We start from the raw sequence: 25,391 nt of genomic DNA, 5'->3' as shown, positions 1-25,391 counted from the left end.
AGGGGGAGATGGATCGTCATTCTACTAAATCGGCGCGAGAGCACGCTTCATGCTCGCAGCGCCAAAAGCCCGATCGGTCCTCGACCGGCCATGGAGAACATCATGGATTTCGACGCCGTCAAACAAAGGCGCGCTCTGCAGTCGCGCAGCTACGTCAGTCTCGCCCCCAATCTCATCCATCTCAAGACCGCTTACGGCCACCACGAAGCCGCATTCGAGGTCGAGGCCGGCATCGCGTCGGTGACCTTCTACCATGGAGATCCGGTGCAATCGGCAGAGCTTCTGATGGCAGCCGCCGAAGCGTTGACGGCAGAAGATCGCTCGATCACGTCAGTCGTTTTCGAAGGGCATCAGGCCAGCCTTTCGCCGCACATTGCGGCCCCGGACGGAAGGCTCGATTCGGCGATCCTATGGCAATGGCCCTCGCTATGGTTGCCGCAGCTGTCCTATCCGCTGCCGCCCGTGCAGGAGATGACCGCGGGCCGGTATCATCCGCGCCGGCCTGCAAAGCCCAAGGGCACGATCTACAGGCGTTTCATTCCGTGGCTGGAACGGGATATCGCCTTCACTGTGGCCGATCCCGAGACCGATCTTGCTGCATTTCATCGCTGGATGAACGACGAAAAGGTCAACACTATCTGGGAGGATGCGGGTTCGATCGACAAGCACCGGGAGATCCTGGAAGAAAGGATCGCAGATCCGCATGTCCTGCCGCTGATCGGCAGTTTCGCGGACATCCCCTTCGGCTATTTCGAAGTTTACTGGGCGAAGGAGGATCGTCTCGGTCCCTTTTACGATGCCGACGACTATGATCGTGGATGGCATGTCGCGATCGGCGAGCCCGGCTATCGCGGCAAGAAATGGATCAGCGCATGGCTTCCCTCGCTGATGCATTTCATCTTCCTCGACGATCCGCGCACGAAACGCATTGTCGGCGAGCCGCGCGCCAGTCACGAACAGCAGATCCGCAACCTCGATCGTTCCGGTTTTGCCAAGGTCAAACATTTCGATTTTCCGCACAAGCGAGCGCTCCTGGTGATGCTCGGCCGCGAGCGTTTCTTCGGCGATCGTCTTTGGGTGCCTGCATCATGAACGATATGAGCGACGTCAGCGGCAGCTTCCGGAGACGGCAGCGTCTCGCACCGGAAGACCTTGCCAGTCCTGAGCTTTTCAGGCTGCTGCTTCGGCTTGGACTGCCGGCCATGTTCGGCCTGTCGATCAACGCCGCCCATCATACGATCAACATGATCTTCGTCGGGATGATCGGTGACGACCAGATCGCGGCGATCATGATCGTCCTGCCGATCCTCATGCTCATAGCCGCCTTCGGCGAGGGGATCGGCGTCGGTGTTGCAACGGAGGTCGGACGCACGCTCGGCGCCGGCAACCGATCCCGGGCCGGCGCCATTGCCTCGATCAGTCTTGCTGCCGGCGTCGTTTTCGGCGCGGCAAGTGCCATCGCAATCGTCGCATTTCCAGATTTTTTGCTGTTCGGCGCCACGCCTGCCCTTCAGCCGCTCGCGCAGCATTATCTGATGATCATTGCGATCTCGGTGCCGCTGACGATGGCGCAGATCATTCTCGATTTCCTGGCGATCGCAGAGGGCAATGCCCGCTTCAGCATGTGGACGCTGGTCGCCTGCTTTGCGCTGAACATGATCCTCGACCCGATCATGATCTTCGGCTTCGGCCTCGGCCTGCAGGGCGTTGCAATCGCAACCATCCTGTCCCAACTGGTCGCGCTTTGCATCTACGGCGCCTACCACACCAGGCGGCTTGGGACGGTCCGGCTGACGTTTGGCTGGCGGTTGGGAGAAATCGGCTATCTCAAACCGGTGCTTGCTGTGGGCGCGCCGACGACGCTGACCAGTCTCGCAACCGCAGGCGCGATTGCGGCAATGGTATCGCTCGCCGGCACCTATAACGGAGAAGCCGGCATTGCCGGCGTCGGAATTGCCTTGCGGCTGCTGGCGGGGGGAACCCTCCCCGTCATCGGCATCTCACTCGGAGCACAGTCGATCCTGAGCTTTGCCTGGGGTCGAGGCGATACCGCGCGGATGCTGTCGGCAGCCCGCATCCTCACAGTGGTCACAACTGCCATGAGTGGCGCCTATGGATTGGCCGCGCTCGTTTTCTCCGAAGGACTTGCCTCGTTCTTCACCGACGATGCGGTGGTGATCGGGATCGCAGGGCAAGCGATCATCGCGACCCATCTTCCGCTTCTGCTGTTCGGCCTGCGGCAAACGGTGCTGATCCTCTTCCAGGCCCAGGGCAGACCAAAAGCGGCGGTTGCCATCGGTCTGGCGCAGAACGGCTATCTTCTCTTTCCGCTGCTTGCTCTTCTGCCGCCGTTCGTCGGCTTTTCAGGCTTGCTGGCGGCAATGTTCCTGGCCTCTGTCCTGACCGGCCTGTTGTCCGCCGTCTGCCTGGCGAGGACGCTCAGCGCGCTCCGGCAGCGCTCTGCCGACCATCTGACCGCCATCCGTCCATATCCCAGCTTTTGTCCATGAGAGGATGACCATGAACCAGTCGATCAATCCGCACGACCTTGGCGCCCATGCGGCCGCTGACGATCTCTTTACGCCTATCGATCCGGCGGCATTCAACGCCGTGTCTCCGCCGATCTTCCAAACGTCGCTCTTCACCTACGACAGTTATGAGGCGATGGAGGATGTTTTCGCCGGCCGCACGCGCAACTACATCTATTCGCGCGGCGACAATCCGACGGTCCGCGAATTCGAACTCCTGGTTGCCCGCCTCGAGGGCGCCGAGGATGGGCGTGCCTTCTCCAGCGGAACGGCTGCCATTACATCGACAATTCTCAGCCTTGTTGAGGCAGGCGACCGGGTCGTTGCGGTCCGCCATCTCTACAACGATGTCTACCGCCTTCTGGTGAAGCTGCTTGCCAGGCTCGGTGTCGCGGTGGATTTCGTCGATCCCGCCGACCATGACGAGGTCCGCAAGGCGCTGCAGGGCGCCAAGCTGCTCTACCTCGAAAACCCCACGTCCTTCGTCTTCGAACTCCAGGACATTGCGGCGCTGTCGGCCATGGCAAAGGAGGCCGGCGTCACCACCATCATCGACAATTCCTGGGCAACGCCGCTCTTTCAGAAACCGATCCAGCATGGCGTCGATATCGTCATTCACGCCGCCTCGAAATATCTCGGCGGTCACAGCGATACGGTCGCCGGCGTCGTCGTCGGCTCGAAAGAGGCCATCGCCAGGATCAATGCCACATCCTACCCCTATGTCGGTGCCAAACTGTCACCGTTCGAGGCCTGGCTGCTGCTGCGCGGCATGCGCACGCTGCGTGTCCGTCTCAAGGAGCATGAGCGCAGCGGGCTTTTGCTGGCCGGGCGGTTGAAGGAGCATTCTGCGATCGGACGCGTTCGTCACCCGGCGTTTCAGGAGCACCCCGGGCGGGCGACGTTGACGGGTTATGCCGGGCTGTTTGCCTTCGACCTCCATCCCGATATCGATGTCGCACGTTTTGTGAATAGCCTTCGCGACATCCGTCTCGGTGTTAGCTGGGGGGGACCAGAAACGCTGGTGGTCCCCGCCAAGGTCGCGCTGCAGATCCCCGACCGGATGACCTCCTTCATCCGGTTCGGCGTGAGCGAGCAGACGGTTCGTTTCGCCGTTGGCCTGGAAGAGCCGGAACTGCTGTGGAGCGATTTGCAGCAGGCGCTGCACGCAGCGAAACGGTAGGCTCCTGCCGGCGCGCATGATCGGGGCGGGAAGCAGGTTCGGCGATCGCCAGATGGCAATGTTCCTCTGCCGCCTTGATCATGAAGTTGACGAGGGTCCTTGAGACGCCGAGTTCGGCTGCAATATCCTTCTGCGGCACGCCGTTGAGGCGATGGCGAATGAAGGCATCGTTGGTTCGCTTCGGCAGCGCCTCGAGCGAGGCAAGCACATTGCGCAGGGTCTCGGCAGCGACGAGCTGGTCGAGCACGGTGGGGACGGGAGCCGTGATCTCCTGAATCTGGTCTATCGACCTATGGTTGTTCATCTTTTGGCGTCGCCGGCGGCTCTCATCGAGTGCGAGATTATAGACCATCCGGAAGGCGTAGCCGATCGGGCAACGAATGTCGTCGGTTTTGACCCCATAGGCTTTGATGACTCCATCTTGAAATATATCCTCGGAATATGACCTTGATTTGACAACGCTTTCAATCGTTTTAAGGAGCTTGTCCTTGTTTTCGATCATGGCATTGACTACGGCATTTCCGTTCACATCACGATGCAATGTGTGCATTGTCCTGTACCCTTTTTACAAATGGAAAATCAGGCTCTGTCGTTGCTGGCTGGTTCGGTCTTAGCCATCCTTTTTCGAGGAAAGTACACGACTTGATTGCAGTGTCTATTTTAAGGTGATAACAGGAGTCAAGTTTAAATCGACCGATCGGAGGCGAGAGAAAATGGGAAAAACAATTGAGATCCTGACCGGCAAGGCAGAGCTCTGCCGATCGATCATGGGGGCTTTACCCGACTGGTTTTCAGAACCTGAGGTCATCGAAGCGAGCGCCCACGCGATCGAAGACCTGCCGGTGTTCGGCTATGTCGAAGCGAATGTCGTGACCGCGTTGATCGCCTTGAAGCCGCACCCGCCCGACGCCGTCGAGATCGCGCTGATTGCGACCCGACCGGAACATCACGGTCGCGGCGCCGGACGCCATCTCATCGATGCGGCCGAACGTTTCGGCCATGAATTGGGTGCGCGGCTGCTGACGGTCAAGACGCTCGCCCCGCGCGGCCTCGATGAACCGCAGTTCGAGGCGACGCGGCGCTTCTATGACCGGAACGGCTTTGTGCGGGCGGAGGTCTTTGCAAAGCTCTGGCACGAGGACCATCCATGCCTGTTCATGGTCAAGTCACTCGCCGACGTCGAGGCAGGTGAGGCTATGCTTTGAGACGACGAGACTTTCTGCTTGGCGGGCATTGGCAATAACTGGGGCGCAGGGCACCGTCTCTGCGCGCGGTGGGCCTAGGAGCTAGTGGCGCCCCTCCGGCAGCGGGCAGGCTTCGCCGCAGCCGCCGACGCCCGGCAGGTTATAGCGCAGGCAGCAGACTTTCCGGCGCACGAATTCGAGCCCGCATTGCTGGCGCGCAATGCGGATCATGCCGAACATCGGGTTGCGCCCGCCGCCCGGCCATTGAGCTTCTTCCAGCAGCGCCAGGCCGCCTTCGACGAGGGCGGGCTCATGGCGATGAGCGATCTCTTTCAGAATCCAGGAGAGATAGGCCGCGACATTGTTCCAGAGAAGCTTCGGCGCAACGCCGGCATTGACGGCGATCGCCGCGATGACGGGCTCGGCATGACCGAGCATCAGCCGGTGAAGCTCGCCGGCCGGGTCACTCGTCACCTCGGGCCTGCCTGACATCACGAATGCTTCCGGCTCGCCTGTCTGTTCGTTGCAGACGAGCGAAAGCCGATCGACCTCCAACGGTAGCGCGATGCGGTTCATGAACATATGGACGCTCGGAGCAATCGTCAGCATGCTGAAATAATAGAGCGTCCACATGGAGACGATCGCACGACGGTCGCTGCCCGGGAATTTTTGCGCATATCGGCCAATGATCTCGTCGAAGATCGCCGGGTCACAAAGATCCCTGCAGGAAACAACGATGCCCGTCTGCGGGAGAGTGCTGATCAGCTTGCCGCGGCAATAGGAGAACGCGCCGTCGCCCACCAGACCGTCGAGGTCGACGGCCCGATGAGCGACGGGGTGTTCAGCGATCAACGTCGCGGGCTGGAGCGCTCCATTCGTCTCCGCCGCCATGTATTTACCACCGATACTTCAGGGTGCCGGTCATGTTGCGGCCCTGGCCGAGATAGCAGAAGCCCTCTTCGCAAACTGTTTCGCGCTCATCGGCTATGTTGCGGATGTTGAAGGCGGCTGTCAGGCCCTCGTATTTCTTGTCGACAGCGCCGAAATCATAGGAGGCCGATGCATCGACGTAGAAAGTCGCAGGATTCTTCGAGGTATTGGCCACATCCGTCCAGGTCTCACCGATGTAGCGGACGCCGGCGCCAACCGACAGACCGTTGAAGGGGTTGCTTTCCTGGAACGTGTAGTTCGCCCAAAGGCTTGCAATATGGGTCGGGGTGATGGCCGGAGTATTTCCGACGTTGTTGCCCCCGGTCACTTCGGAGTCGTTGTAGGTATAGGCCGCAATAATATCGAGACCGTCGGCGATCGCCGCGCGGGCTTCAAGCTCGATGCCCTTTCCGGTCACCTCTCCTTGAGAATCGTAGGCAAATGTCAATGGGTCGGCGAGCCTCGGCTTATTCTGCTCGACGATGTGATAGGCGACGGCCGACAGCAGGATATCGGAGCCGGGAGGCTGGTACTTCACGCCGACTTCGTATTGCTCGCCCTTCGTCGGCGGAAGAATTGTGTTGGTAGCCGATCGGTTGGTGACCGGATCGAAGGAGGTCGCGTAGGAAACGAATGGCGCGATGCCGTTGTCGAAGAGGTAAAGGGCGCCGGCCTGTACAGAGAAGGCGTTCTTGTCGACCTCCTCCGAGCTGACCGTGGGCAAGGTCGCATCTCGCGTCTGATTCACCCAGGTCTGCCGGCCGCCGAGGTTGAAGCGCCAGTTTCCGACCTCGATTTGGTCCATGACGTAAATGCCGACCTGCCGCATGTCGGCATCGGAAGCCAAGACATTATAATCCGGCGTGGCGCCCGAGACTCCATAAGTCGGATTGGCGATATCGAAGTCGAATGCCGGATCGGCGGCTCCGGCGCCATAGCCAAAACTCGACTGGAGATTGGTGTAGTCGAGCCCGAACAGCATCGTATGCGCAAGCGGGCCTGTGTCGAACTTCGCCTCGAGCTGATTGTCGACCTGGAAAACGTTCATTTCGTCCCGGATCGCATTTGTGCCACGATGCGCGACGGTCCCGGTCCAGCTGGAAACGCCGAGGTAGCGAGCCCTGAGATCGAGATGCGAATAACGCAGGTTCTGCCGGAATGTCAGGCCATTGTCGAATTCATGCTCGAACTGATAGCCGACCTGCTGCTGCTTGACCTTCTGGTAGTCATAGTCGGGATCGCTCGCCCTAATGTCGAGGATCCTCCCGTCTGAGGTCGTGATCGCGCCGACGTTAGAGTCGGTCTCGTCGGCCTGCGCCAGGCCATAAACCGTAAAGGACGTGCCCTCGTCAGGCCTCCAGGTAAAGGACGGCGCTAGCAAATAGCGGTCGTCGGCAATATCGAAATTGGTGTCGCCGCGGCGGGCGACGCCGACGATGCGATAAAGAAAATCCTCGTTGTCTTCGCTTATCGGCCCGCCGAAATCGAACATCCCCTGCACCCGATCCTCGGTGCCGTAGCTAATGCCGACTTCGCGGATCGGCTCCTCGGTCGGAAGCTTCGATATCTTGTTGACGAGGCCGCCCGGCGAACCAGAACCGTAAAGAACGGAAACCGGCCCCTTTATCACTTCGACCCGCTGCAACTGATAGGGTTCGGTACGGAACGTGCCGTAATTGATATAGGGCTGGCGCAATCCGTCACGATAGTCGCCGACCGTCGTGGCGTTGTAGCCCCGAATGTAGATCTGATCGAAGCGCGGATCGAAGCCGCTCGTTCCTGTCGTCACGCCGGCCGAATAGCGCACGGCCTCGATGACCGTCTGCGCGCCGCGTTGCTCGATTTCCTTCTCCGTCGTCACCGAGATCGAACGCGGCGTCTCAACGAGCGGCGTGCTGATCTTGGTTGCGCCGGCGCTGTTTTTGGCTGTCACCGACGTCCGGTCGGTCTTGCTATCAGAGGCTGCACCTTGAATGACGATCGGTTCCAGCGCAGTCGCGTTGGCATCTGCGGAAGCGGTCTGGGCGAAGGCCGGCGGCACCGCAACGCCAATCAGGAGGATCGCTGTCGTGGCAAATAGCGTCTCTCTGTAAATTGTTAGTAGATTATTAGAAACGTTCAAAAAAACATAAGCCATTGCTTGGTCCCTACGTCACGGATGCGGGCGGAACCTATGGAGCGAAATTGGCCTTGTCAACATAAGATGATTATTTTAGTCACCTTTTAATCCATAGATTCCCGCGCCCACATTCTCGAAAAGGTTGCACGTAGCATCGAGGCCTCGTAGCATTCTGTGCTAGGTGAAATGCCCAACGCAGGCGGTTCTGTCGTGCGAGGAAGGGGCCTAACAGGGGACCGAGACGACTGTCAACCTACCGCTCTTGATGGGTCGAGCTGGCGATTGCGGCTCCGCAATCATCTGACGCTTTGTCGCTGCTATGTTGGTGCGTACCACGGGTTGATAACGTTAAGTCCTGCGGCTTCGAAGGGACTAGTGTCGCGGGTGGCGACAATAAATCCGTTCGCAGCGGCAGTTGCGGCGATATAGGCATCTGCTTTACCGATTGCCCGACCTGCTAGGCGTGCTCGCGCCATCAATTCCGAATAGCTCTGTGACGCAGCCATGTCGAAGGATAGAACGCGCCCTAAAAATAGAGGCAGAACTTCCTGTTCTAGTCGATCGTAGAGGACGGTCTTTCGTCTTCCGCTAGGCATCGCGGCAATGCCGAACCGCAACTCAGCTACTGTAATCGCCGAAACGAACAGGGTTTCCACTGCTTGAGCATCGATCCACGCCAGCACCTGATAATCGGGTGTGGGCTTCCATGGCTCCGAGATGACGTTGGTATCGATCAGGATCATTCGAAACTCATAGGTTCCGCAGCTGCTTTGTCTCGGACTAGCTGCAGATTATCCACGTCGTTGTTGGAAAGTCCTGCCTCGCGGCCGATCGATGCTAGCAACGAGCCCAACATGACGCGCTCAGCTGGCCGTACCGCTGTTTCAAGGATGTCACGGATTTCTGCTTCTGTACTGCGGCCGTGATGAGCTGCCCTCACTCTTAAGGCACGGTGTGTCTCGTCAGACAAATTGCGTATTGTAACTGCAGCCATCGATTGCACTCCCTTAAGGCTGATGGTTATGCTATCAATATATGGAGTGCGATATCACCTGGCAACTCCTCGCGTGGTTTGGAATGGCGCTTTTGGAACTGCGACAAATTGCAGCCGTCATCCACCGTCCATTTGCCGCTGAAGTGGCTCGCCGGATAGGTCGTCCGCCGGATTTGCGCAAAACCCTATCGCGCTCAGTTGAGCAACTGCCACTCCCATTACAGCCGCCGGTCAAGAGGCCCGTATTGTCCTGTCATAGATGCCGATGTCAGCGATGGGAAGGAGCAGCCATCGAGATGCACCACAACGCAGTGCAGACGGTCAAGATCCTGCTCAACGAGGGCTGGCTGGAAATCAGGTCACGGCGTGAGCGGCCGTCATTCGGAAACCAGACGTCAAGTCGAACGCTTACTATCCCGCTCTGACGGAGGGCAAATCACGTGTCGGTCTACCGACTGAAAGGTGATCGCCGTGAAAAGAATTGAATCGTGAGTTCGGCCTGGCACGAACGAGACTTTGACCCAATATGATACGGTAACGACATACTGTTGTCCCGTGGTACAAAATCATTAGGGCAAGCATATCGTCTTTTGGGGCGGAATTCGCGGCTCGTCTTGCCTCCAGTCGTCTGCTCCCTAGATCCGACACATGGATACCGAGCGAACCACAGCTCCTATCAAACCGGTAAGGGCGTCTTCGCGGAAACCTCTTCAGAGGTTGAGCCCGGCCATTGTAGAGCAAGTCGAGCGCCTGCTCGGTGGACGCACGCGTGATATCCGCCTCAATGGGGAACTGGCCCAGCTTTTTGGCGAACGCTCCTGGCCGCGGACTGCCAAGATCATCCGCGCGTGGATGGTTTGGGTTATCGTGCTCGACGTCCTGACGTTGGGTCTCAACGCGATCTTGCTTCCGACCGAAACCGTCATGTCGATGCTTTGGCCAGCGTCTATCCTTCCCCCAGCGGCTCTTGTCGCCGCGATAGCCTTCCTGCGGCCGCATGCTTTGTGGGTGCAGGGAGTTTTCCTCCTCTCGGCCGTTTTTCTCATCCTCCTGTCGGTAGCCTTGGTTGGGGTTAACAGCGGTGGTGAGTTTTACGAGCGGCATTTGACCATCATGCTTTTTGTGGCCGTCACTGCTATTATCATATTTCCGATTCCACTCAGTTGGGCGATGGCGATCGGCGCTGCTGCCCTCGGTCTCTACCTTGTGTTTCAGCTGCGCAATCCAGACATTGAAGCGGGAAGTGCTCTGGCCGGGACGCTGTTTTTCGCAAGCGGTGTGGCTGCAACCGTCGTTGCCCGCCGCACCGCCACCATCTTCGCTCAGAAGACTTTCTTGCTCGAGTTACGAGATCGAAGTCGCCTCGCGGAGCTTACAGACGCCAACTCGCAGCTGGAATTGCTGGCGCGGACCGACCCGTTGACGGGTGTCGCCAACCGGCGTTCGATGATGGAAACGCTAAATCATTTCTGGAACGAAGACCTCAAAAGAACGAACGGCGCGGCGATGCTGATGTGCGATGTCGACGACTTCAAGCATCTCAACGATAATCTCGGACATGCCGAAGGCGACCGCTGCCTGGTGAAAGTTGCCGGCATCATTCAGAGCAGCATGAGAGACGAGCGGGACCAGGTCGCCCGGTACGGAGGCGAAGAATTTCTCGTCTTTCTCCCAGGCTCCGATCAACAGGAGGCCGGGGTGATCGCTGAGAGAATTCGCAGCCGAGTAGAAGCTGCGTCTCTTCCAAATCCTACTTCCCGCGTCGGTCCCTGGGTCACTGTCAGCATCGGACTAGCGATATCGATGCAAAACGGTGAACCCGTGTCAGCAGAGCACATGCAGCGACAAGCGGATGCGGCCCTCTACCTTGCCAAAAAGACCGGCCGCAACCGCGTGGTGGTCCACTCTCCAGAGGTCGATCAAAGCCTCCAATGAAGTAATTCCGGCAAAAGTGCGCCGTTCTTGTGGTCCTTCCGGTGCCCAAAAACTCCCGCCTCAAACGGCTGCCAGCCGGGTTCGGCGGCAGCTCTCCAAACCTGACCATTTGACAGATATCCTACAAGTCGATATGTAACTTCAATCTTATCGGCGATGCGGGAAAGTGACCGGCATGACATTGAAATCGATGAAGCCGCTAACGCGCGCGCCGCTGTTGCATGTCTCCGTGCAGGAAAGTCTGCGCGCCTATATCGGCGACAATGGCCTTGCGCCCGGCACCCTGCTTCCGGCGGAAGGAGAGCTCGCCACCCAGCTCGGCGTCAGCCGCAATTCGCTGAGGGAAGGCATAAAGGCGTTGGAATCGCTCGGCGTGCTGGAGACGCGGCGCGGCGTCGGCATCTTCGTGAAGGCCTTTTCCTTCGAGCCGCTTCTCGACAACCTCGCTTATGGCCTCGGCGGCGCCCTGCGGCAGATCGAGGAGGTCCTCGAAATCCGGCGTACGCTGGAAGTGGGATTGATCGGCAAGACGATCGACGTGATCGGCGAGGAGGACATCGCCGAGCTGCGCGCCACCGTCAATCGGATGCGCGCCCATGCTGAGCGGGGCGAAACCTTTGCGCAAGACGACCAGTTGTTCCACCGACTGCTGTTTCGCTGCCAGGACAATGAAACGCTGGTGCGGCTGATCGATGTCTTCTGGCTCGCCTTCTATAAGGCGTCGGATTTCGTCAACCTTGAAAATGCCGATCCGATGGCGACGTGGCGCGACCATGCCGCGATCGTCGATGCGATCGAGGCAAAAGATCTGGAGGAGGCGCGCAGACGCCTGGATCGTCACTACGAAGGCATTGCCCGGGTGATTGCCAACAACAAGACAAGTTCAAACGTGGGAGGAACACATGAAAAGACTGTCTAGATTATCCGTCATTGCGCTTGGCGCCCTGCTGTCGACGGCTGCCGTTCCGGCTCTTGTCGTTTCGGGCGTTGCAGCTGAGGCTCAGGCAGCCACGCTGTCGGGCGGTTTCGATGTCGGCCCCGGAGGCTTCCAGGGCAACTTCAATCCGCTCGCCGCGACCGCCGGCTTCACCTGGCTCAGCGTCTACTACGAACCGCTGATCACCTATGACGAGAAGCTGCAGAAGGTCGTCGGCGCGCTGGCAAGCTCCTACGAGGTCAGCTCCGACCAGATGACCTACACGTTCAAGCTGGCGGACGCCAAATGGCATGACGGCAAACCGTTCACCGCCAAGGACGCGAAGTTCACCATGGGCCTTGCGATGGAAGCGAAAACCGGCTCGGTGCTCGCTGCCCGGCTGAAGGGCATATCGTCGGTCGAGACACCGGACGATCACACTGTTGTCATCAAGCTCAGCGCCCCCAGCAGCAGTTTTCCCGACACGATGACCAAGGTGATGATGCTGCCCGAGCATGCCCTCTCCTCGATTCCGGCCGACCAGCTGGCGAAGAACGCGTGGTGGTCCACGGCCCCGATCGGCACCGGTCCGTTCAAATTCACCAAATACGTCTCGGATCAATATGTCGAACTTGCCGCAAATACCGATTACCGCGGTGGCAAACCCGCACTGGAACGCGTCATCAATCGCTATTTCGCCAACCCGGCCGCAGCGATCGCGGCGCTGAGATCCGGCGAAATCCAGTTCACCTATGTCGATTCCAACGACGTGCCGACCTTCAAGGACAACAAGGACTTTAAGGTCATCGAAGGCAACTCTTTCGTCGTCAACTATCTCGGCTTCAACCACGATTCCCCGCTCTGGAAGGACGTGCGCGTCCGCCAGGCGGTGATGTACGCGATCAATCGCGATGCCATCATCCAGAGCCTCTATGGCGGCGCGGCCAAGCCTGCCAATTGCGCCTATGTCGCCGAACAGCTGATACCTCAGGGCATCGACACCTATACCTACGATCCCGAGAAGGCCAAGCAATTGCTGACGGAAGCCGGTTGGGACCAGATCAACGGCAGCAAACCGATCACGCTTCTGACCTATTACACTACGCCGCTGGCGACCAACGTGCTTGCCGCAGTCCAGGCAATGCTTGCCCAGGTCGGCATCAACATCGTCCCGCGCGCCGTCGATGCGCCGACCTATAACAGCATCGTGCTCAATGCGACGCCGGATATTGCCCAGTTCCAGTTGGTTTATGCCGGGCTGCAGAACGGGCCGGATGCCGGAAGCATCAATGTCGGCCTCAACGAGAAGCAGATCCCTCCGGCCGGACCGAATGTCGCCAGGGTTCGCATGCCTGACCTCACCAAGGCGCTCGATAGTGCCTTGGCCGAGCCTGATAGCACCAAGCGGGATGCCGCCTACCAGGACGTCTGCAAGGCGATGAACACGAACCTGCCCTGGGCGACGCTCTGGGTGGCAAACCGCTACGGCATCGTCTCGACCAAGGTGAAGGATTTCGTCTGGACGCCGGCGCCGGGCGGCGGCCCCTACCAAGCCAATCCGCAGAAATGGTCGATTGCCGAATAGGCGTTTGCCGGGAAAGCCTCGAGGGTGGCCTCGGCCACCCTCACAAGACGGCCCGATAAGACGGATTGCCGATGCTCCAATACAGTCTCAGACGTCTGATCATAGGAATAGGCATGCTCGTTGCCCTGAGCATGCTGATCTTCCTGCTGCTGCGCCTGACACCCGGCGATCCGATCGATGCCTATATCGATCCGAATCTGCCGATGTCGCCGTCAGATCTTGCCGATCTGCGCCGAAGCCTCGGGCTCGATCAGCCCTTGCCCGTGCAGTATCTGGGCTGGTTGCAGCAGGCGCTGACCGGCAATCTCGGCTATTCGATCAAGCGTCTCGATCAGCCGGTTCTGGGTTTAGTGCTGTCACGGATCGGCCCGACAGTGCTCTTGATGGGCACCGCACTTGCCTTCGCCATCGTCGCCGGCATTACCTTCGGGGTGATCGGCGCCGTCCGCCGCAATTCGCTTGCCGATCTCTCCTTGTCGGTGGTTGCGCTTGCCGGCATTTCGAGCCCTGCCTTCCTCAGCGCGCTGATCGGGCTTTATATTTTCTCCGTCCGCCTGCACTGGATGCCATCCGGCGGCATGCTGACGCCGGGCGAGGAATTCTCGCTCGGTGATCTCCTCCACCATCTGATCCTGCCGGCGGCACTTCTGTCTGTCGCGCAAGCCGCATTGATCATGCGTTACATGCGCGCGTCGCTGCTCGAAGTCCTGAACCAGGATTACGTGCGCACGGCCCGCGCAAAGGGCGTTCGCGAGTTCTGGGTCATCACCAAGCATGCCTTGCGCAATGCGCTTCTTCCGATCGTGACGCTGATCGGCTCCACCATCGGGCTTGCAATCGGCGGCGCCATCTTCATCGAGAGCGTCTTCAACTGGCCGGGTATGGGTCTCTTGCTTGTCGATGCCGTGCAGACTCGCGACTACCCCGTCATCATGGGCGCGACGCTCGTCATCGGTGCTTGCGTTATCGTCGTCAATCTTCTGACCGACATCACCTATGCGGTCGTCGACCCGCGCATCAAGGTGGGCTGATCATGCTGGCACGCTCTTCCGAACGCCGGAGCCCCGGACCATTGGCTCGCGCCTTCAGTCGGTTTCTGCTCAACCGCGCAGCCGTTGCCGGCGTCTGTATTGCCATTCCAATGCTGCTGCTGATCCTCTCCTATCCGCTATGGTGGGCTTTCCGGCCGAACGACATCGATCTTCTGGCGATGAATAGCGGCCCGACGGCAACGCACTGGTTCGGAGCCGATGGCGTCGGCCGCGACGTCTTCGCCCGCGTGCTCGAAGGCGGCCGCATTTCGCTTCTGGTCGCCGTCGCATCGACCGCGCTTTCGGCAGTCATCGGGTTTCTCTTCGGGGCAATCTCGGCGCTTGCAGGACGATGGACGGACGCCGTCTCGATGCGCTTCGTCGATTTGGTAATGACCCTGCCGCCCGTCATCTTCCTGCTTGTGCTCGCCTCGATTGCCGGTACCGGCATTTGGCCGACGGTGCTCGTCATCTCGCTGCTTTCCTGGCCGCTGCTGGCGCGCATGATCCGTTCGCGGCTGCTGGAATTGCGTGAACGCGACTTCGTCATGGCCGCCCGCGGCATGGGCGCCGGCATCGGACATCTGCTCTTTCGCCACGGCCTGCCGAACTCGATCGATATCCTCGTGGTCTATGCAACGCTGCAGATCGCCAATGCCATTCTGCTCGAGGCGGGCCTGTCCTTTCTCGGTCTCGGCATCGCCCCGCCGGCGGCAAGCTGGGGCAACATGCTGAACGCGGCCCGCTCGACCGCCGTGCTCGAACAATATCCGTGGCAATGGCTCTTCCCCGGCGCCGCGCTCATCCTTGCCGTCCTGGCAATCAACTTCATTGGCGATGGCCTCAGAGATGCCTTCGACCCGCGTGCCGAACTGAACTGACAATCGAAAGAATCGAAAATGACCAAATTCAAGGGTGTCATCCCCCCTGTCGTAACACCGCTCAATCCCGATCTCACCGTCGACTATCCATCCTATACACGCGTGCTCGAGCATCTGATCGATGCCGGTTGCCATGGCGTATTCGTGCTCGGCTCGACGAGCGAGGTGATCTTCCATGACGAAAAGACCCGGCGGGAAATCATCGAACATTCGGCCAAGGTGGTGAATGGCCGGGTGCCGCTGATCGTCGGCGTCATTGACCCGACCACGGATCGCGTCATCGCCCATGCGAAGGTCGCAAAGGCCGCCGGCGCCGATGCGGTTGTGGTGACGGCCCCATTTTATACGGTCACCAGCCAGTCCGAGATCCTCGACCACTTCCGTTATATCCGCGACGCGGTGGACATTCCGCTGGTCGCCTACGACATTCCCGTCTGCGTTCACGTCAAGCTGCAGCGCCACACCGTGGTCACGCTCGCCAGGGAAGGCGCGATTATCGGCCTCAAGGATTCCAGCGGCGACGACGGCAACTTCCGCTACGCGCTCCTCGATCTTGCCGAACACAAGGACGTCTTCCTGATGACCGGCTCCGAGATCGTCGTCGATACTGCCCTGCTGATGGGCGCCCATGGCGTCGTTCCCGGTATCGCCAATGTCGATCCGCACGGCTATGTCCGCCTTTGGGATGCTGCCCAGCGCGGTGATTGGGTCGCCGCGAGGAAGGAACAGGAGCGTCTCTGCCGCCTGTTCGAAATCGTCTGGGTCGCGCAGGGCCGCGTCAGCGGCGGCGCAGCCGGCATCGGCGCCTTCAAGGCGGCGATGCGCAGCCTCGGCATCATTGATTCCGCCGTCATGCCGCGGCCGCGTGCCTCCCTCAACGATGCCGAAACGGCGCGGATCGACGAGATCCTGCGTGCAACCGGTCTGCTGAACTGAGCCGGCTGATGGAACAGACCGCCGAACCCGTACTCGACATCAGGGGATTGCGAACGGTCTTCCGCATCCGCGGCGGCGAGATCACGGCGGTCAACAATATCGACCTGACCGTTGCCGCCGGTGAGACGCTTGCACTGGTCGGCGAATCCGGCTCCGGCAAGTCGGTCACCAGCCTATCCGTCATGCGGCTGCTCACCCGCAACATCGGCGTGATCGCTGCAGGCAGCATCCGCCTTGCGACCAGCGACGGCGTGGTCAGAGATCTGGTCTCCCTAGATGACGAGAGCATGCGCAGGATCAGGGGCGACGACATCGGCATGATATTCCAGGAGCCGATGTCGAGCCTCAATCCCGTCTTCACCATCGGCGACCAGATCGCCGAGCCGATCCGCATCCATCGCGGAGCGGACCGCAAGGCGGCGATGAACGCAGCCGTCGCGTTGCTTGAAAGCGTCGGCATACCGGATGCCCAGCGCCGCGCCCGCCAATATCCGCACGAACTGTCGGGCGGCATGCGGCAGCGTGCCACGATCGCCATGGCGCTCGCCTGCGATCCGGCGCTGCTGATCGCCGACGAGCCGACAACGGCGCTCGACGTGACGATCCAGGCGCAGATTCTCGACCTGCTCCTCAAACTGCAGCGCGAGCGCGGCATGGCCATGCTCTTTGTCACCCACAATCTCGGCGTGGTCGCCGAAATCGCCCATCGCGTCGCGGTAATGTATGCCGGCCGGATCGTCGAAGAAGGGCCGGTCGGCGAGGTTTTCCGCAATCCCAAGCACCCCTACACGATGGGCCTTCTCGCCTCCATGCCGCGCCTTGGCGATGCCGCGCGGATGAAGCTGGCCGGCGAAAAGCTTGCGGCCATTCCCGGCATGGTTCCGAGCCTGATGAACATGCCGAGCGGCTGTGCCTTTTCCCCGCGCTGCAAGTTCGCGATCGATGCCTGTCGCGCTGCCGTTCCCGCACTCGAACAGGTCAATCCGCAGCATCGCAGCCGCTGCATCAGATGGCAGGAGATCTAGATGAGTGCACCGCTGCTCTCCGTCCGCGACCTTTCGAAACATTATACTTCCCGCGGCACGCGGCTGAACATTCTTGAGGGTATCTCCTTCGACATCGGCAAGGGTGAAGTCGTCGGGCTTGTCGGCGAATCCGGCAGCGGAAAGACCACGATCGGGCGCTCTGTCCTTCGCCTGGTCGAGCCGTCGTCAGGCAGCGTCCGTTTCGACGGCACAGAACTCACGGCACTTTCCGCCTCCGCGCTCAGAAGGCAACGGCCGCGCATGCAGTATATTTTCCAGGACCCCTTCGCTAGCCTGTCGCCGCGTATGACGATCGGCGAGATCCTGACGGAAGGCCTGAAGATCCAGGGGATCGGCACCGCCCGTGACAGGCTCGAACGGGCGCAGTCGGCCTTGACCCAGGTCGACCTGCCCGCCGATGCGATCAATCGATATGCCCATGAATTTTCCGGTGGCCAGCGCCAGCGCATCGGCATTGCCCGTGCGTTGACATTATCGCCAGAATTCATCGTCGCCGACGAGCCGGTCTCGGCGCTCGACGTGTCGATCCAGGCGCAAGTGATCAACCTGCTGCGCGATCTGCAGCAGCAGCTTGGCCTGACCATGCTGTTCATCTCGCATGACCTTGCAGTTGTCGAATATATCTGCGACCGGGTGATCGTGCTTTATCTCGGCCGCATCATGGAAATCGCGCCGAGTGTTGATCTCTATGCGAGACCGCAGCATCCCTATACACGCGCGCTTCTCTCGGCGATTCCGTCGCCTGATCCGGATGCCCGCCGTAACAGGCAGATCCTGAAAGGCGATATTCCAAGCCCGGCCAATCCGCCGAGCGGATGTGTTTTTCGCACGCGTTGTCCGAGCGCGCTTGAAGCCTGCGCGGGCGCCGTTCCGCAACTGCGGGAAATCGCTCCCGGCCACTTCAAGGCCTGCATCCGCGACGACCTCAACTGATCCGTCATCCATCGGAGAAACAAGAGATGAATGCGAAGACGCCGCGTCCCGCCATCGGCGGAAATTGGGCGAGCCTGCTTCTGCCGATCGCAGCCGATGACAGCATCGAATTCGACAAGCTTGGTGAAGAGATCGACATCCTCATCGATGCCGGCGTCGATGGTATCTATTCGAACGGCACTGCCGGCGAATTCCACAATCAGACGGAGGCGGAGTTTGACAGCATCCAGGCAATGCTGGCCGAACGCTGCAAGGCATCTTCAACGCCATTCGTCATCGGCGCCTGCCAGCCCGACCCGCTGATCATGCTCAATCGCGTCCGCCGCGCCGCCGTGCTCGATCCCCGCGCCATTCAGGTCATATTGCCCGACTGGTGGCCGCTCAACGATGCCGAAGCGGTCGACTTCCTCAAACGAGCGGCCGAGGCTGCCGACGGCATTCCGCTCATCCTCTACAATCCGCCGCATGCAAAACGGGTGCTGGCGCCAAAGGACCTCGGCATGGTCTGCGCGGCGGTGTCTGAGGTGATCGGCATCAAGCTCGCCGATGGCGACGCTTCCTGGTATGTCGAGGCGCGCCTGTATCTGTCCGGGCTGTCGCTCTTCGTCCCCGGCCATCATCTCGCAACCGGCACCAAGGAAGGTGTGGCAGCAGGCTCTTTTTCCAACGTGGCCTGCCTTAGTCCCCGCGGTGCTCAGACCTGGACGGTCTCGATGCGAAACGATATAGACGCCGCACTCGATTTGGAGCGACGCATCTGCACGTTTATGGACGCGCATATCGTCCCCTTTCGCCAGGAATTTGGCTATTCGAACGCCGCTCTCGACAAACTTTTGAGTGCGATCGGCAATTGGGGACCCGTAAGCACCCGCTTGCGGTTTCCCTATCGCTCGATAGACATGGCAGAAGCGGTCAGATTGCGACGCATCGCACGCGCCGAACTCCCCGATCTTTTCCCCTGAGTTTGCCTAAAGAAGGGGCCTTTCCGCATGGCGCGCAACGAAAACTTCTACCATCCCAGCCGGGCGGATATCTTGCTGGAGGCCTCCTTCAGCAGAACGATGAAGCGGTCGACGTCGCTTTTTTGTGTGCGGAAGGCCGGGGCGCCGACATTCACCGCGGCGATCACGGACCCGTCGAATGCCAGAACCGGCACTGAGACGGAGACGAGTTGCTCGCTGACTTCACCATAACTCACACAAAATCCCTGGCGGCGGATTTTATCCAATTCAGCAACCAGCTTGCCACGATCCGTGATCGTGCGCTTGGTCAGCCGCGGCAAAGTCTCCGGGATCATTTGTAACTGCACCTGGGGGTGGAGATAGGCGAGAAGCACCTTGTACGAGCCGGCCGTGAGCGGCCGTCTTCGACCGATCATCGCCTGCACCCGCAAGTCGCGCATCGGTTCGAACTTTGCAATGCACAGGGATTCCCCATTGTCGATGATCCTGAGCTGGGTCGTTTCGTTCGCCTTTTGGCCGACTTCTTCAAGGATAGGATTGGCTATTCGCACCAGATCAACCTGTGTCGAGGCAGCGGTCCCGAGAATGATCGCAGTCGTCCCCAGCCGATAAGTGCCCGTATCGCTCTTCCGCACCAGGCCGCGCCGTTCCAGTGTGCGTAACATGCGCAAAATTCTCGGCTTGGTTTCCCCGAGGTTCTGCGCCACCTCAGTCAGTCTGATATCCGGGTTTTTGGCGACATTCAGCAATACGTCAATGCAGACATCAACAGATTGCACGGTATCGCTTTTTGATGGTTGTCTTTTGTCCATAAGACCAGAAGTTTCTCCGCGACTAAGGTCGAAGGATTGGCATACTTTCAAGTTACGCCTATCGTAACGCGCTTGTTTTCCGTTTGACAGCCCCCTTGAGGCCCCCTTACCAATTTGTGTCAAGAGCGGACGGGAACCTGCTCGCACCGACCAAGCAAGGTCGGCCCAAAAACGCTAAACCGGGATGGATGGAATGGCCGCAAAAACATTGACGCGGGCAGCGATCGGGCTGCTCGGAACGATTGCTATTCCTGCAATGGTCGTCGCACAGGAAGCCCCGCTGACGATCGGGATGTCGACGACGCCGACGACGCTGGATCCCCATGAAGACAGTTCGGCGCCAAACAATGCGACCTCGCGCCATATCTGGGACAGCCTCATAAACCTCACGGGAACCTCGGCAAATGCTCCGGAGCTCGCCACCGAATGGAAGGTCGTCGACCCAACCCACTGGGAATTCAAGCTGCGGAAGGGCGTGAAATTCCATGACGGCAGCGAGTTCAACGCCGATGACGTCATCGCTTCGCTTCTGCGTGCCCGCGACAAGCCCAGCCAGAGCTTTGCTTCCTACACCCGCAATATTGTCAATGTCACGGCCACGGATCCCTATACCATCGTCGTCGAGACGAAGGTTCCGGATCCGATCCTGCTGAATTCCGTCAGCCGAATTCGCATTATCAGCGCCGATTGCAAGGAGGCGCCGGTCCAGGATTTCGACAACGGCAAATGTGCAATCGGAACCGGGGCCTATTCCTTCGTCTCCTATTCGCCAGGCAGCAACCTGACCTTGAAGCGCAATGACGGCTATTTCGCTGGCCCCTCGCACTGGTCGAACGTCACGCTGCGCTTCCTGCCCGATGACGGCGCCCGTCTGGCATCGCTTCTTTCCAACGAGATCGACATTGTCGAAACTCTTCCTGCCGATGGAATGGCACGCGTCGAAGCGAGCGATAATCTGCAAGTCATCAACGGCCTATCTTCCCGCTTCGTCTATCTTGGGCTCGATGTCAGCCGCGATGTTTCACCTTTCGTGAAGGCTGCGGATGGTTCCGATCTCGACAAGAACCCGCTCAAGGATGAACGGGTGCGTCGCGCAATGCTGATGTCGATCAACCGGCCGGCAATCGTCGACCGCGTCATGCAGAAGAATGGCACGGTGGCCGACCAATTCGTCGTCCAAGGCTATGCGGGCTATTCCGAAAAAGTCGAGAAGGTGGGCTATGATCCTGCTGCAGCCAAGGCGCTTCTGGCTGAGGCCGGTTATCCGGATGGCTTCAGCCTGACCCTGCATGGCCCCTCTGGCCGTTACGTCAAGGATGCCGAAGTTCTGCAGGCGGTCGGCCAGATGTTCACGCGCATCGGCATCAAATCGAAAGTCGAGGTCCTGCCCTGGTCGATGTATTCGGAAGCCTATTCAAAGGGCACCTACAGCACCTATTTCGGCTCCTGGGGTGTGAACACCGGCGAAACCACCAATCCGACTGTTGCACTCGTCGCCACGCGCGACGAGAAAAAGGGGACCGGCAGATATAACGGCGGCGGCGTGTCCGATCCGAAGATCGACGAGGTGCTGGCCAAGGCGAGTTCGACACTCGATGAAGCTGCACGCGCGCCCCTTCTCAAGGAGCTGTCGACAGAGACCTTCAACAACCTCTGGCTCCTCCCAATGCATTACGAAAACGTCGTGCTGGGCGCAAAGAAGACCGTGTCCTACACCCCGCGCGGCGACAAATATACGCTCGCTTACGACGTGAAGCCGGCGGACTGATGCATCTCGTCCAAAAGCGTGCAGCGGTTTTGGGACAAATAAAGATTTGAAGTGCGTCGCATCGATCCAATCGATGCGGCGCGGTTTAAAACAGCAGCATGGGGCCGCCCCGAGGCCACCCTTTCTTCATCTCCCAGGAGACATTCATGCAGGAACTTGGAACGGGCGAAGCCGTCGCCCGGGCGAAGGCCATCTATGACTATGGCCAGACGGCCATCTTCGCCTCTCAGGCCGATCCCCGCCTCCATATGGTGCTTTATGTGCCGCCGACGGCGGCAGACGGCCGCAAGCTCGACCTCCTAGTCGCGGTCCACGGCACCGGGCGCACGTCGGCCATCGACTTCCGCGACGGTTTTGCCGAATTCGGACTCTACAACGACTGCGCCATCCTTTGCCCGATCTTCCCGGTTGGCGTTCTCGGCGATGGTGCGCGTTCCGGCTACAAGTTTCTTGAGGAAGGCGACATCCGCTACGATCAGGTCGTCCTTGCCATGGTCGCGGAGATGGCCGACAAATACCGCCAGGACTGGTCCAAATTCGCCATGTTCGGCTTCTCCGGCGGCGGGCATTTCGTGCACCGTTTCACCATCCTGCATCCGGAAAAGCTCTGGGCGGCATCGATCGGCGCACCTGGTTCCGTCACCCTTCTGGATCCGACGCGTGACTGGTGGGTCGGCATTCGGGATCTGGAGGCACGCTTCGGCAAGGCCTTCCGGCCCGAGGATCTCGCCAAGGTGCCGGTGCATATGATCGTCGGCGACGCCGATCTGGAGACCTGGGAAATCACCCATAAGCCGGGCGGCAAATATTATATGGATGGCGCAAACGACGCCGGCAAAACCCGGCCAGAGCGCCTTGCCGCCTTGGCGAGCTCATTCCGCAAAGCGGGTGTCGATGTGACATTCGATCGTGTTCCGGGCGTCTCTCACGACCGGATGAAGGTTCTCGGTCACGTCAAGACCTTCCTGGCAAAGGTACTGGAGGGCCGTCGCGCGAAATGAGAAATGCAACGATCGTGGCGCCTCAGCCGGAGGCAGTCGAAGCCGGCGCGGAAGTTCTCGAACGCGGCGGCAATGCCATCGACGCAGCACTTGCCTGTGCTTTCGTCCAAGGTGTGGTCGACCCGCAGATGGCCGGCATCGGCGGCTTCGGCTCCATGCATGTCTATATGCCGAAAAAGGGCGTGCACGAGATCCTCGAATTTTATGCGCGCGCGCCGTTGAAGGCTGCGCCGGACATGTGGCTCGACAAGATCAAGCACCAGAGCCGCGACGGCTTCGGCTACGTGCTTGAAGGCAATATTTCCGATATCGGCTACCTTGCCGTCTGCACTCCCGGCTCGCTAAAGGGCTATGAGACCGCGCTACGCAATTACGGCACCTTCGATTGGGCCGATCTCGTCAAGCCGGCCATCCGCCTGGCCCGTAACGGTTTCATGATCCGAAACCACATGCACTGGTATTGGGCCAAGGACCAGTCGAATGACGGTTTTGCCAACACGCTCGACAAGCTGCGCTTTTCTGCAACGGGCCGGAAAGTCTATTTCCACGACGACGGCACGCTCAAGAATGTCGGCGACCTGCTCGTCAACAAGGACATGGCACAGACCCTCGAACGCATCGCGCGAAGCGGCGGCTCGGACATCTTCTATCACGGCGAACTGGCCGAGCAGATCGCCGACGATTTCAAGGCAAATGGCGGCTTGATCGATCGGCAGGATCTGGCGCGTTACGAATTGTCGAAGGTAGAGCCCGTTTGGGGCGACTACCGCGACAACCGCATCGCCACCTCGCCTCCACCAGGCTCGGGCTTCCCGATGCTTGAACTCCTGCATATCATGGAGCAGTTCGATGTCGGCTCGCTGCAGCATGGCAGCGCCGAGCATGTCCGCATCCTGTTCGAGGCGATGAAGCGGATGACGATCGACAAGGACGCACATATGGGCGATCCCGCATATGTCGACGTGCCCTATGAAAAGCTGGTTTCGAAAGAGCATGCAAAGGCGCATGCCGGCGCGATCAAGGCGGGTGAGATCGCCAGCGTATCGCGCCTTGATGGGTCGCAACGCGACACCACCCATATCTCGGTGATCGACAAGGATGGCAATGCCGTCGCGATGACCCACACCCTCGGCAGTCCCTCGGGCGCGATCACCGATGGCCTCGGCTTCATGTACAATGGCACGATGAGCCGCTTTAATCCGCTTCCGGGCAAGCCCGGCTCCATCGCGCCCGGCAAGCGGCGTCCCAGCTCGGCGGCACCGACGATCGTCTTTAAGGGCGACGAGCCCAGCATCGTCATCGGAGCGCCAGGCGGCAGCTATATCGCGCCGGCCGTTGCGCAATGCCTGATGAACATGATCGATTTCGACATGTCCGTGATCGAGGCCGTCTCGGCGCCAAGGATCGTAGGAGTGTCAAACACGATCGACATCTGCAATCGCATTCGCCACTCTGTCGAAGATGAGTTGCGGGCGCAGGGCTACCAGGTGGCGCGGTCGCCGCAGACATATGCGTTCGCCGCAGTCCACGCGATCAAGATTGACGGCGGCATCTCGAAAGGCGCGGCCGATCCGCAGCGCGACGGGATGGCGATCTCCGTCGCCTAGATTCAAAAATGTTACAGCGTCCTTTGCGGCTCTCGAAAAGACGCGCGGTGCTGTGGGAGAGGTTCAATGGTCACATCCATTATCAGGCGGTTGATACAGGCGCTGCTCGTCGTTGTCGCGATGACGATCATTGTCTTCATCGGCGTCAATGTGATTGGCAACCCGGTCGACATCTTGATCAACCCGGACGCCAACCAGGCGGAGCGGGCACTCGTTATCGCGCATTACGGCCTGGATCAGCCGCTGTGGAAACAATATCTGCTGTTTCTCCAAGGACTTCTGCACGGGAATTTCGGCAACAGCTTCGTCTATGGGCGGCCGGCGCTGGGTCTGATCCTTGAACGTCTCCCAGCGACACTCGAACTGGCGATCACGGCTCTCGGCATCGCGCTGCTGTTCGGCTTACCGCTTGGGCTGTATGCAGGGCTCTACCCCAATCGAATTTCCTCCCAGCTCATCATGAGCGGTTCGATTCTGGGCTTCTCACTTCCGACCTTCTGGGTCGGTCTCATGCTGATCATGGTATTTTCCGTCGAGCTCGGCTGGTTGCCGACGAATGGCCGCGGCCCGACGCAAGAACTGCTTGGCGTACAATGGTCGTTTCTGACCGCAGACGGCATCAGGCACCTCTTATTGCCCGCCTTCAACTTGGCTCTGTTTAAAACGTCGCTCATTCTTCGGCTGACCCGCGCCGGTGTGCAGGAGGTCCTTCCCCAGGACTATGTGAAGTTTGCCCGCGCCAAGGGATTGCGAGAGCGGCGGATCATTTCCGTGCACGTTCTCAAGAACCTGATGATCCCGGTGGTGACCATCATCGGCCTCGAATTCGGGTCACTGATCGCCTTTTCGGTCGTCACCGAAAGCATCTTTGCGTGGCCCGGCATGGGCAAGCTCATCATCGACTCGATCAATCTTCTCGATCGCCCTGTCATCGTCGCCTACCTGATGATGATGGTGCTGCTCTTCGTCGTCCTCAATTTCATCATTGATATCTGTTATACCCTTCTGGATCCGCGGGTCCGGCTGGAAGGAAAGGCTTGACC

Annotated in this window: 23 protein-coding genes; 17 read left to right on the top strand and 6 right to left on the bottom strand. The window is 59.7% G+C overall.

Annotated elements, in window-relative coordinates; genetic code table 11:
• The first annotated feature begins 102 nt into the window (after positions 1-102).
• The 3 genes from BS630_RS31830 to BS630_RS31820 are packed head-to-tail and all read left to right on the top strand — an operon-like array spanning position 103 to position 3,708.
• Positions 103-1,092: a GNAT family N-acetyltransferase gene (locus tag BS630_RS31830; RefSeq protein ID WP_077980620.1), complete on the top strand. Its 990-nt coding sequence runs from the start codon at positions 103-105 to the stop codon at positions 1,090-1,092.
• Positions 1,089-2,510, top strand: coding sequence for an MATE family efflux transporter (locus BS630_RS31825; RefSeq protein WP_077980754.1), 1,422 nt, complete (start codon positions 1,089-1,091; stop codon positions 2,508-2,510). Before BS630_RS31830 ends, BS630_RS31825 begins: the two co-directional genes overlap by 4 nt.
• Before the next feature lie 10 nt (positions 2,511-2,520).
• Positions 2,521-3,708 carry a PLP-dependent transferase gene (locus tag BS630_RS31820; RefSeq protein ID WP_077980619.1) on the top strand — a complete coding sequence of 396 codons (1,188 nt, stop codon included), beginning with the start codon at positions 2,521-2,523 and terminating at the stop codon, positions 3,706-3,708.
• Here BS630_RS31820 and BS630_RS31815 read toward each other — a convergent pair.
• Positions 3,599-4,258, bottom strand: coding sequence for a sigma-70 family RNA polymerase sigma factor (locus tag BS630_RS31815; protein WP_077980618.1), 660 nt, complete (start codon positions 4,256-4,258; stop codon positions 3,599-3,601). The genes BS630_RS31820 and BS630_RS31815 overlap by 110 nt on opposite strands.
• Positions 4,259-4,421: 163 nt before the next feature.
• Here BS630_RS31815 and BS630_RS31810 point away from each other — a divergent pair, with 163 nt between their 5' ends.
• Positions 4,422-4,913, top strand: coding sequence for a GNAT family N-acetyltransferase (locus tag BS630_RS31810; protein WP_077980617.1), 492 nt, complete (start codon positions 4,422-4,424; stop codon positions 4,911-4,913).
• A gap of 81 nt (positions 4,914-4,994) precedes the next feature.
• Here the strand turns inward: BS630_RS31810 and fhuF are convergent, their stop codons facing one another.
• From fhuF to BS630_RS31790, 4 genes are all read right to left on the bottom strand, one after another.
• On the bottom strand, positions 4,995-5,783 hold the full coding sequence (gene fhuF / locus BS630_RS31805; RefSeq protein WP_077980616.1) for a siderophore-iron reductase FhuF: 789 nt from the start codon (positions 5,781-5,783) through the stop codon (positions 4,995-4,997).
• 4 nt (positions 5,784-5,787) lie between these two features.
• Positions 5,788-7,959, bottom strand: coding sequence for a TonB-dependent siderophore receptor (locus tag BS630_RS31800; RefSeq protein WP_077980615.1), 2,172 nt, complete (start codon positions 7,957-7,959; stop codon positions 5,788-5,790).
• A 299-nt stretch (positions 7,960-8,258) separates the two neighbouring features.
• Complete coding sequence (locus BS630_RS31795) at positions 8,259-8,684, bottom strand: type II toxin-antitoxin system VapC family toxin (protein ID WP_077980614.1); 426 nt, start codon at positions 8,682-8,684, stop codon at positions 8,259-8,261.
• Positions 8,681-8,935 carry a FitA-like ribbon-helix-helix domain-containing protein gene (locus BS630_RS31790; protein ID WP_065282799.1) on the bottom strand — a complete coding sequence of 85 codons (255 nt, stop codon included), beginning with the start codon at positions 8,933-8,935 and terminating at the stop codon, positions 8,681-8,683. The genes BS630_RS31795 and BS630_RS31790 overlap by 4 nt, the downstream gene beginning before the upstream one ends.
• 648 nt (positions 8,936-9,583) lie before the next feature.
• Here BS630_RS31790 and BS630_RS31785 point away from each other — a divergent pair.
• From BS630_RS31785 to BS630_RS31745, 9 genes are all read left to right on the top strand, one after another.
• Positions 9,584-10,870: a GGDEF domain-containing protein gene (locus tag BS630_RS31785; RefSeq protein ID WP_077980613.1), complete on the top strand. Its 1,287-nt coding sequence runs from the start codon at positions 9,584-9,586 to the stop codon at positions 10,868-10,870.
• 175 nt (positions 10,871-11,045) lie between these two features.
• Positions 11,046-11,789 carry a FadR/GntR family transcriptional regulator gene (locus tag BS630_RS31780; protein ID WP_077980612.1) on the top strand — a complete coding sequence of 248 codons (744 nt, stop codon included), beginning with the start codon at positions 11,046-11,048 and terminating at the stop codon, positions 11,787-11,789.
• On the top strand, positions 11,773-13,371 hold the full coding sequence (locus BS630_RS31775; RefSeq protein ID WP_077980611.1) for an ABC transporter substrate-binding protein: 1,599 nt from the start codon (positions 11,773-11,775) through the stop codon (positions 13,369-13,371). The genes BS630_RS31780 and BS630_RS31775 overlap by 17 nt, the downstream gene beginning before the upstream one ends.
• Positions 13,372-13,442: 71 nt before the next feature.
• Positions 13,443-14,402 carry an ABC transporter permease gene (locus tag BS630_RS31770; protein WP_077980610.1) on the top strand — a complete coding sequence of 320 codons (960 nt, stop codon included), beginning with the start codon at positions 13,443-13,445 and terminating at the stop codon, positions 14,400-14,402.
• Positions 14,403-14,404: 2 nt separating this feature from the next.
• Positions 14,405-15,283 carry an ABC transporter permease gene (locus tag BS630_RS31765; protein ID WP_003550548.1) on the top strand — a complete coding sequence of 293 codons (879 nt, stop codon included), beginning with the start codon at positions 14,405-14,407 and terminating at the stop codon, positions 15,281-15,283.
• A gap of 18 nt (positions 15,284-15,301) precedes the next feature.
• Entirely contained in the window at positions 15,302-16,219 is a 918-nt protein-coding gene (locus BS630_RS31760) for a dihydrodipicolinate synthase family protein (RefSeq protein ID WP_077980609.1), read from the top strand.
• Between the two features lie 8 nt (positions 16,220-16,227).
• Positions 16,228-17,244 carry an ABC transporter ATP-binding protein gene (locus BS630_RS31755; protein ID WP_077980608.1) on the top strand — a complete coding sequence of 339 codons (1,017 nt, stop codon included), beginning with the start codon at positions 16,228-16,230 and terminating at the stop codon, positions 17,242-17,244.
• On the top strand, positions 17,245-18,198 hold the full coding sequence (locus tag BS630_RS31750; RefSeq protein WP_077980607.1) for an ABC transporter ATP-binding protein: 954 nt from the start codon (positions 17,245-17,247) through the stop codon (positions 18,196-18,198).
• Between the two features lie 26 nt (positions 18,199-18,224).
• The gene (locus tag BS630_RS31745; RefSeq protein WP_077980606.1) at positions 18,225-19,160 is read left to right on the top strand and encodes a dihydrodipicolinate synthase family protein; all 936 of its coding nucleotides are present in this window, start codon (positions 18,225-18,227) and stop codon (positions 19,158-19,160) included.
• A 47-nt stretch (positions 19,161-19,207) separates the two neighbouring features.
• Here BS630_RS31745 and BS630_RS31740 read toward each other — a convergent pair whose 3' ends face one another.
• Positions 19,208-19,972, bottom strand: coding sequence for an IclR family transcriptional regulator (locus BS630_RS31740; RefSeq protein ID WP_077980605.1), 765 nt, complete (start codon positions 19,970-19,972; stop codon positions 19,208-19,210).
• Positions 19,973-20,165: 193 nt separating this feature from the next.
• On the opposite strand from BS630_RS31740, the gene BS630_RS31735 reads away from it, so the two are divergent.
• From BS630_RS31735 to BS630_RS31720, 4 genes are all read left to right on the top strand, one after another.
• Entirely contained in the window at positions 20,166-21,740 is a 1,575-nt protein-coding gene (locus BS630_RS31735; RefSeq protein WP_077980604.1) for an ABC transporter substrate-binding protein, read from the top strand.
• Between the two features lie 146 nt (positions 21,741-21,886).
• A complete protein-coding gene (locus BS630_RS31730) occupies positions 21,887-22,741 on the top strand; it encodes an alpha/beta hydrolase (RefSeq protein ID WP_077980603.1) in 855 nt (284 codons plus the stop codon).
• The gene (ggt, locus tag BS630_RS31725; RefSeq protein ID WP_077980602.1) at positions 22,738-24,348 is read left to right on the top strand and encodes a gamma-glutamyltransferase; all 1,611 of its coding nucleotides are present in this window, start codon (positions 22,738-22,740) and stop codon (positions 24,346-24,348) included. The genes BS630_RS31730 and ggt overlap by 4 nt, the downstream gene beginning before the upstream one ends.
• Before the next feature lie 66 nt (positions 24,349-24,414).
• Complete coding sequence (locus BS630_RS31720) at positions 24,415-25,389, top strand: ABC transporter permease (protein WP_077980601.1); 975 nt, start codon at positions 24,415-24,417, stop codon at positions 25,387-25,389.
• Positions 25,390-25,391 lie beyond the last annotated feature (2 nt).

The sequence above is a fragment of the Rhizobium laguerreae genome (assembly GCF_002008165.1).
GTDB lineage: Bacteria > Pseudomonadota > Alphaproteobacteria > Rhizobiales > Rhizobiaceae > Rhizobium > Rhizobium laguerreae.
Note: the sequence above shows the minus strand (reverse complement) of the source record. Positions and strands in the feature narration are given on the sequence as shown.

Bases quoted from the DNA above. Each gene is read 5' to 3' on its own strand.
- BS630_RS31830 (WP_077980620.1), top strand. From the start codon at position 103: ATGGATTTCGACGCCGTCAAACAAAGGCGCGCTCTGCAGTCGCGCAGC.
- BS630_RS31825 (WP_077980754.1), top strand. From the start codon at position 1,089: ATGAACGATATGAGCGACGTCAGCGGCAGCTTCCGGAGACGGCAGCGT.
- BS630_RS31820 (WP_077980619.1), top strand. From the start codon at position 2,521: ATGAACCAGTCGATCAATCCGCACGACCTTGGCGCCCATGCGGCCGCT.
- BS630_RS31815 (WP_077980618.1), bottom strand. From the start codon at position 4,258: ATGCACACATTGCATCGTGATGTGAACGGAAATGCCGTAGTCAATGCC.
- BS630_RS31810 (WP_077980617.1), top strand. From the start codon at position 4,422: ATGGGAAAAACAATTGAGATCCTGACCGGCAAGGCAGAGCTCTGCCGA.
- fhuF (WP_077980616.1), bottom strand. From the start codon at position 5,783: ATGGCGGCGGAGACGAATGGAGCGCTCCAGCCCGCGACGTTGATCGCT.
- BS630_RS31800 (WP_077980615.1), bottom strand. From the start codon at position 7,959: ATGGCTTATGTTTTTTTGAACGTTTCTAATAATCTACTAACAATTTAC.
- BS630_RS31795 (WP_077980614.1), bottom strand. From the start codon at position 8,684: ATGATCCTGATCGATACCAACGTCATCTCGGAGCCATGGAAGCCCACA.
- BS630_RS31790 (WP_065282799.1), bottom strand. From the start codon at position 8,935: ATGGCTGCAGTTACAATACGCAATTTGTCTGACGAGACACACCGTGCC.
- BS630_RS31785 (WP_077980613.1), top strand. From the start codon at position 9,584: ATGGATACCGAGCGAACCACAGCTCCTATCAAACCGGTAAGGGCGTCT.
- BS630_RS31780 (WP_077980612.1), top strand. From the start codon at position 11,046: ATGACATTGAAATCGATGAAGCCGCTAACGCGCGCGCCGCTGTTGCAT.
- BS630_RS31775 (WP_077980611.1), top strand. From the start codon at position 11,773: ATGAAAAGACTGTCTAGATTATCCGTCATTGCGCTTGGCGCCCTGCTG.
- BS630_RS31770 (WP_077980610.1), top strand. From the start codon at position 13,443: ATGCTCCAATACAGTCTCAGACGTCTGATCATAGGAATAGGCATGCTC.
- BS630_RS31765 (WP_003550548.1), top strand. From the start codon at position 14,405: ATGCTGGCACGCTCTTCCGAACGCCGGAGCCCCGGACCATTGGCTCGC.
- BS630_RS31760 (WP_077980609.1), top strand. From the start codon at position 15,302: ATGACCAAATTCAAGGGTGTCATCCCCCCTGTCGTAACACCGCTCAAT.
- BS630_RS31755 (WP_077980608.1), top strand. From the start codon at position 16,228: ATGGAACAGACCGCCGAACCCGTACTCGACATCAGGGGATTGCGAACG.
- BS630_RS31750 (WP_077980607.1), top strand. From the start codon at position 17,245: ATGAGTGCACCGCTGCTCTCCGTCCGCGACCTTTCGAAACATTATACT.
- BS630_RS31745 (WP_077980606.1), top strand. From the start codon at position 18,225: ATGAATGCGAAGACGCCGCGTCCCGCCATCGGCGGAAATTGGGCGAGC.
- BS630_RS31740 (WP_077980605.1), bottom strand. From the start codon at position 19,972: ATGGACAAAAGACAACCATCAAAAAGCGATACCGTGCAATCTGTTGAT.
- BS630_RS31735 (WP_077980604.1), top strand. From the start codon at position 20,166: ATGGCCGCAAAAACATTGACGCGGGCAGCGATCGGGCTGCTCGGAACG.
- BS630_RS31730 (WP_077980603.1), top strand. From the start codon at position 21,887: ATGCAGGAACTTGGAACGGGCGAAGCCGTCGCCCGGGCGAAGGCCATC.
- ggt (WP_077980602.1), top strand. From the start codon at position 22,738: ATGAGAAATGCAACGATCGTGGCGCCTCAGCCGGAGGCAGTCGAAGCC.
- BS630_RS31720 (WP_077980601.1), top strand. From the start codon at position 24,415: ATGGTCACATCCATTATCAGGCGGTTGATACAGGCGCTGCTCGTCGTT.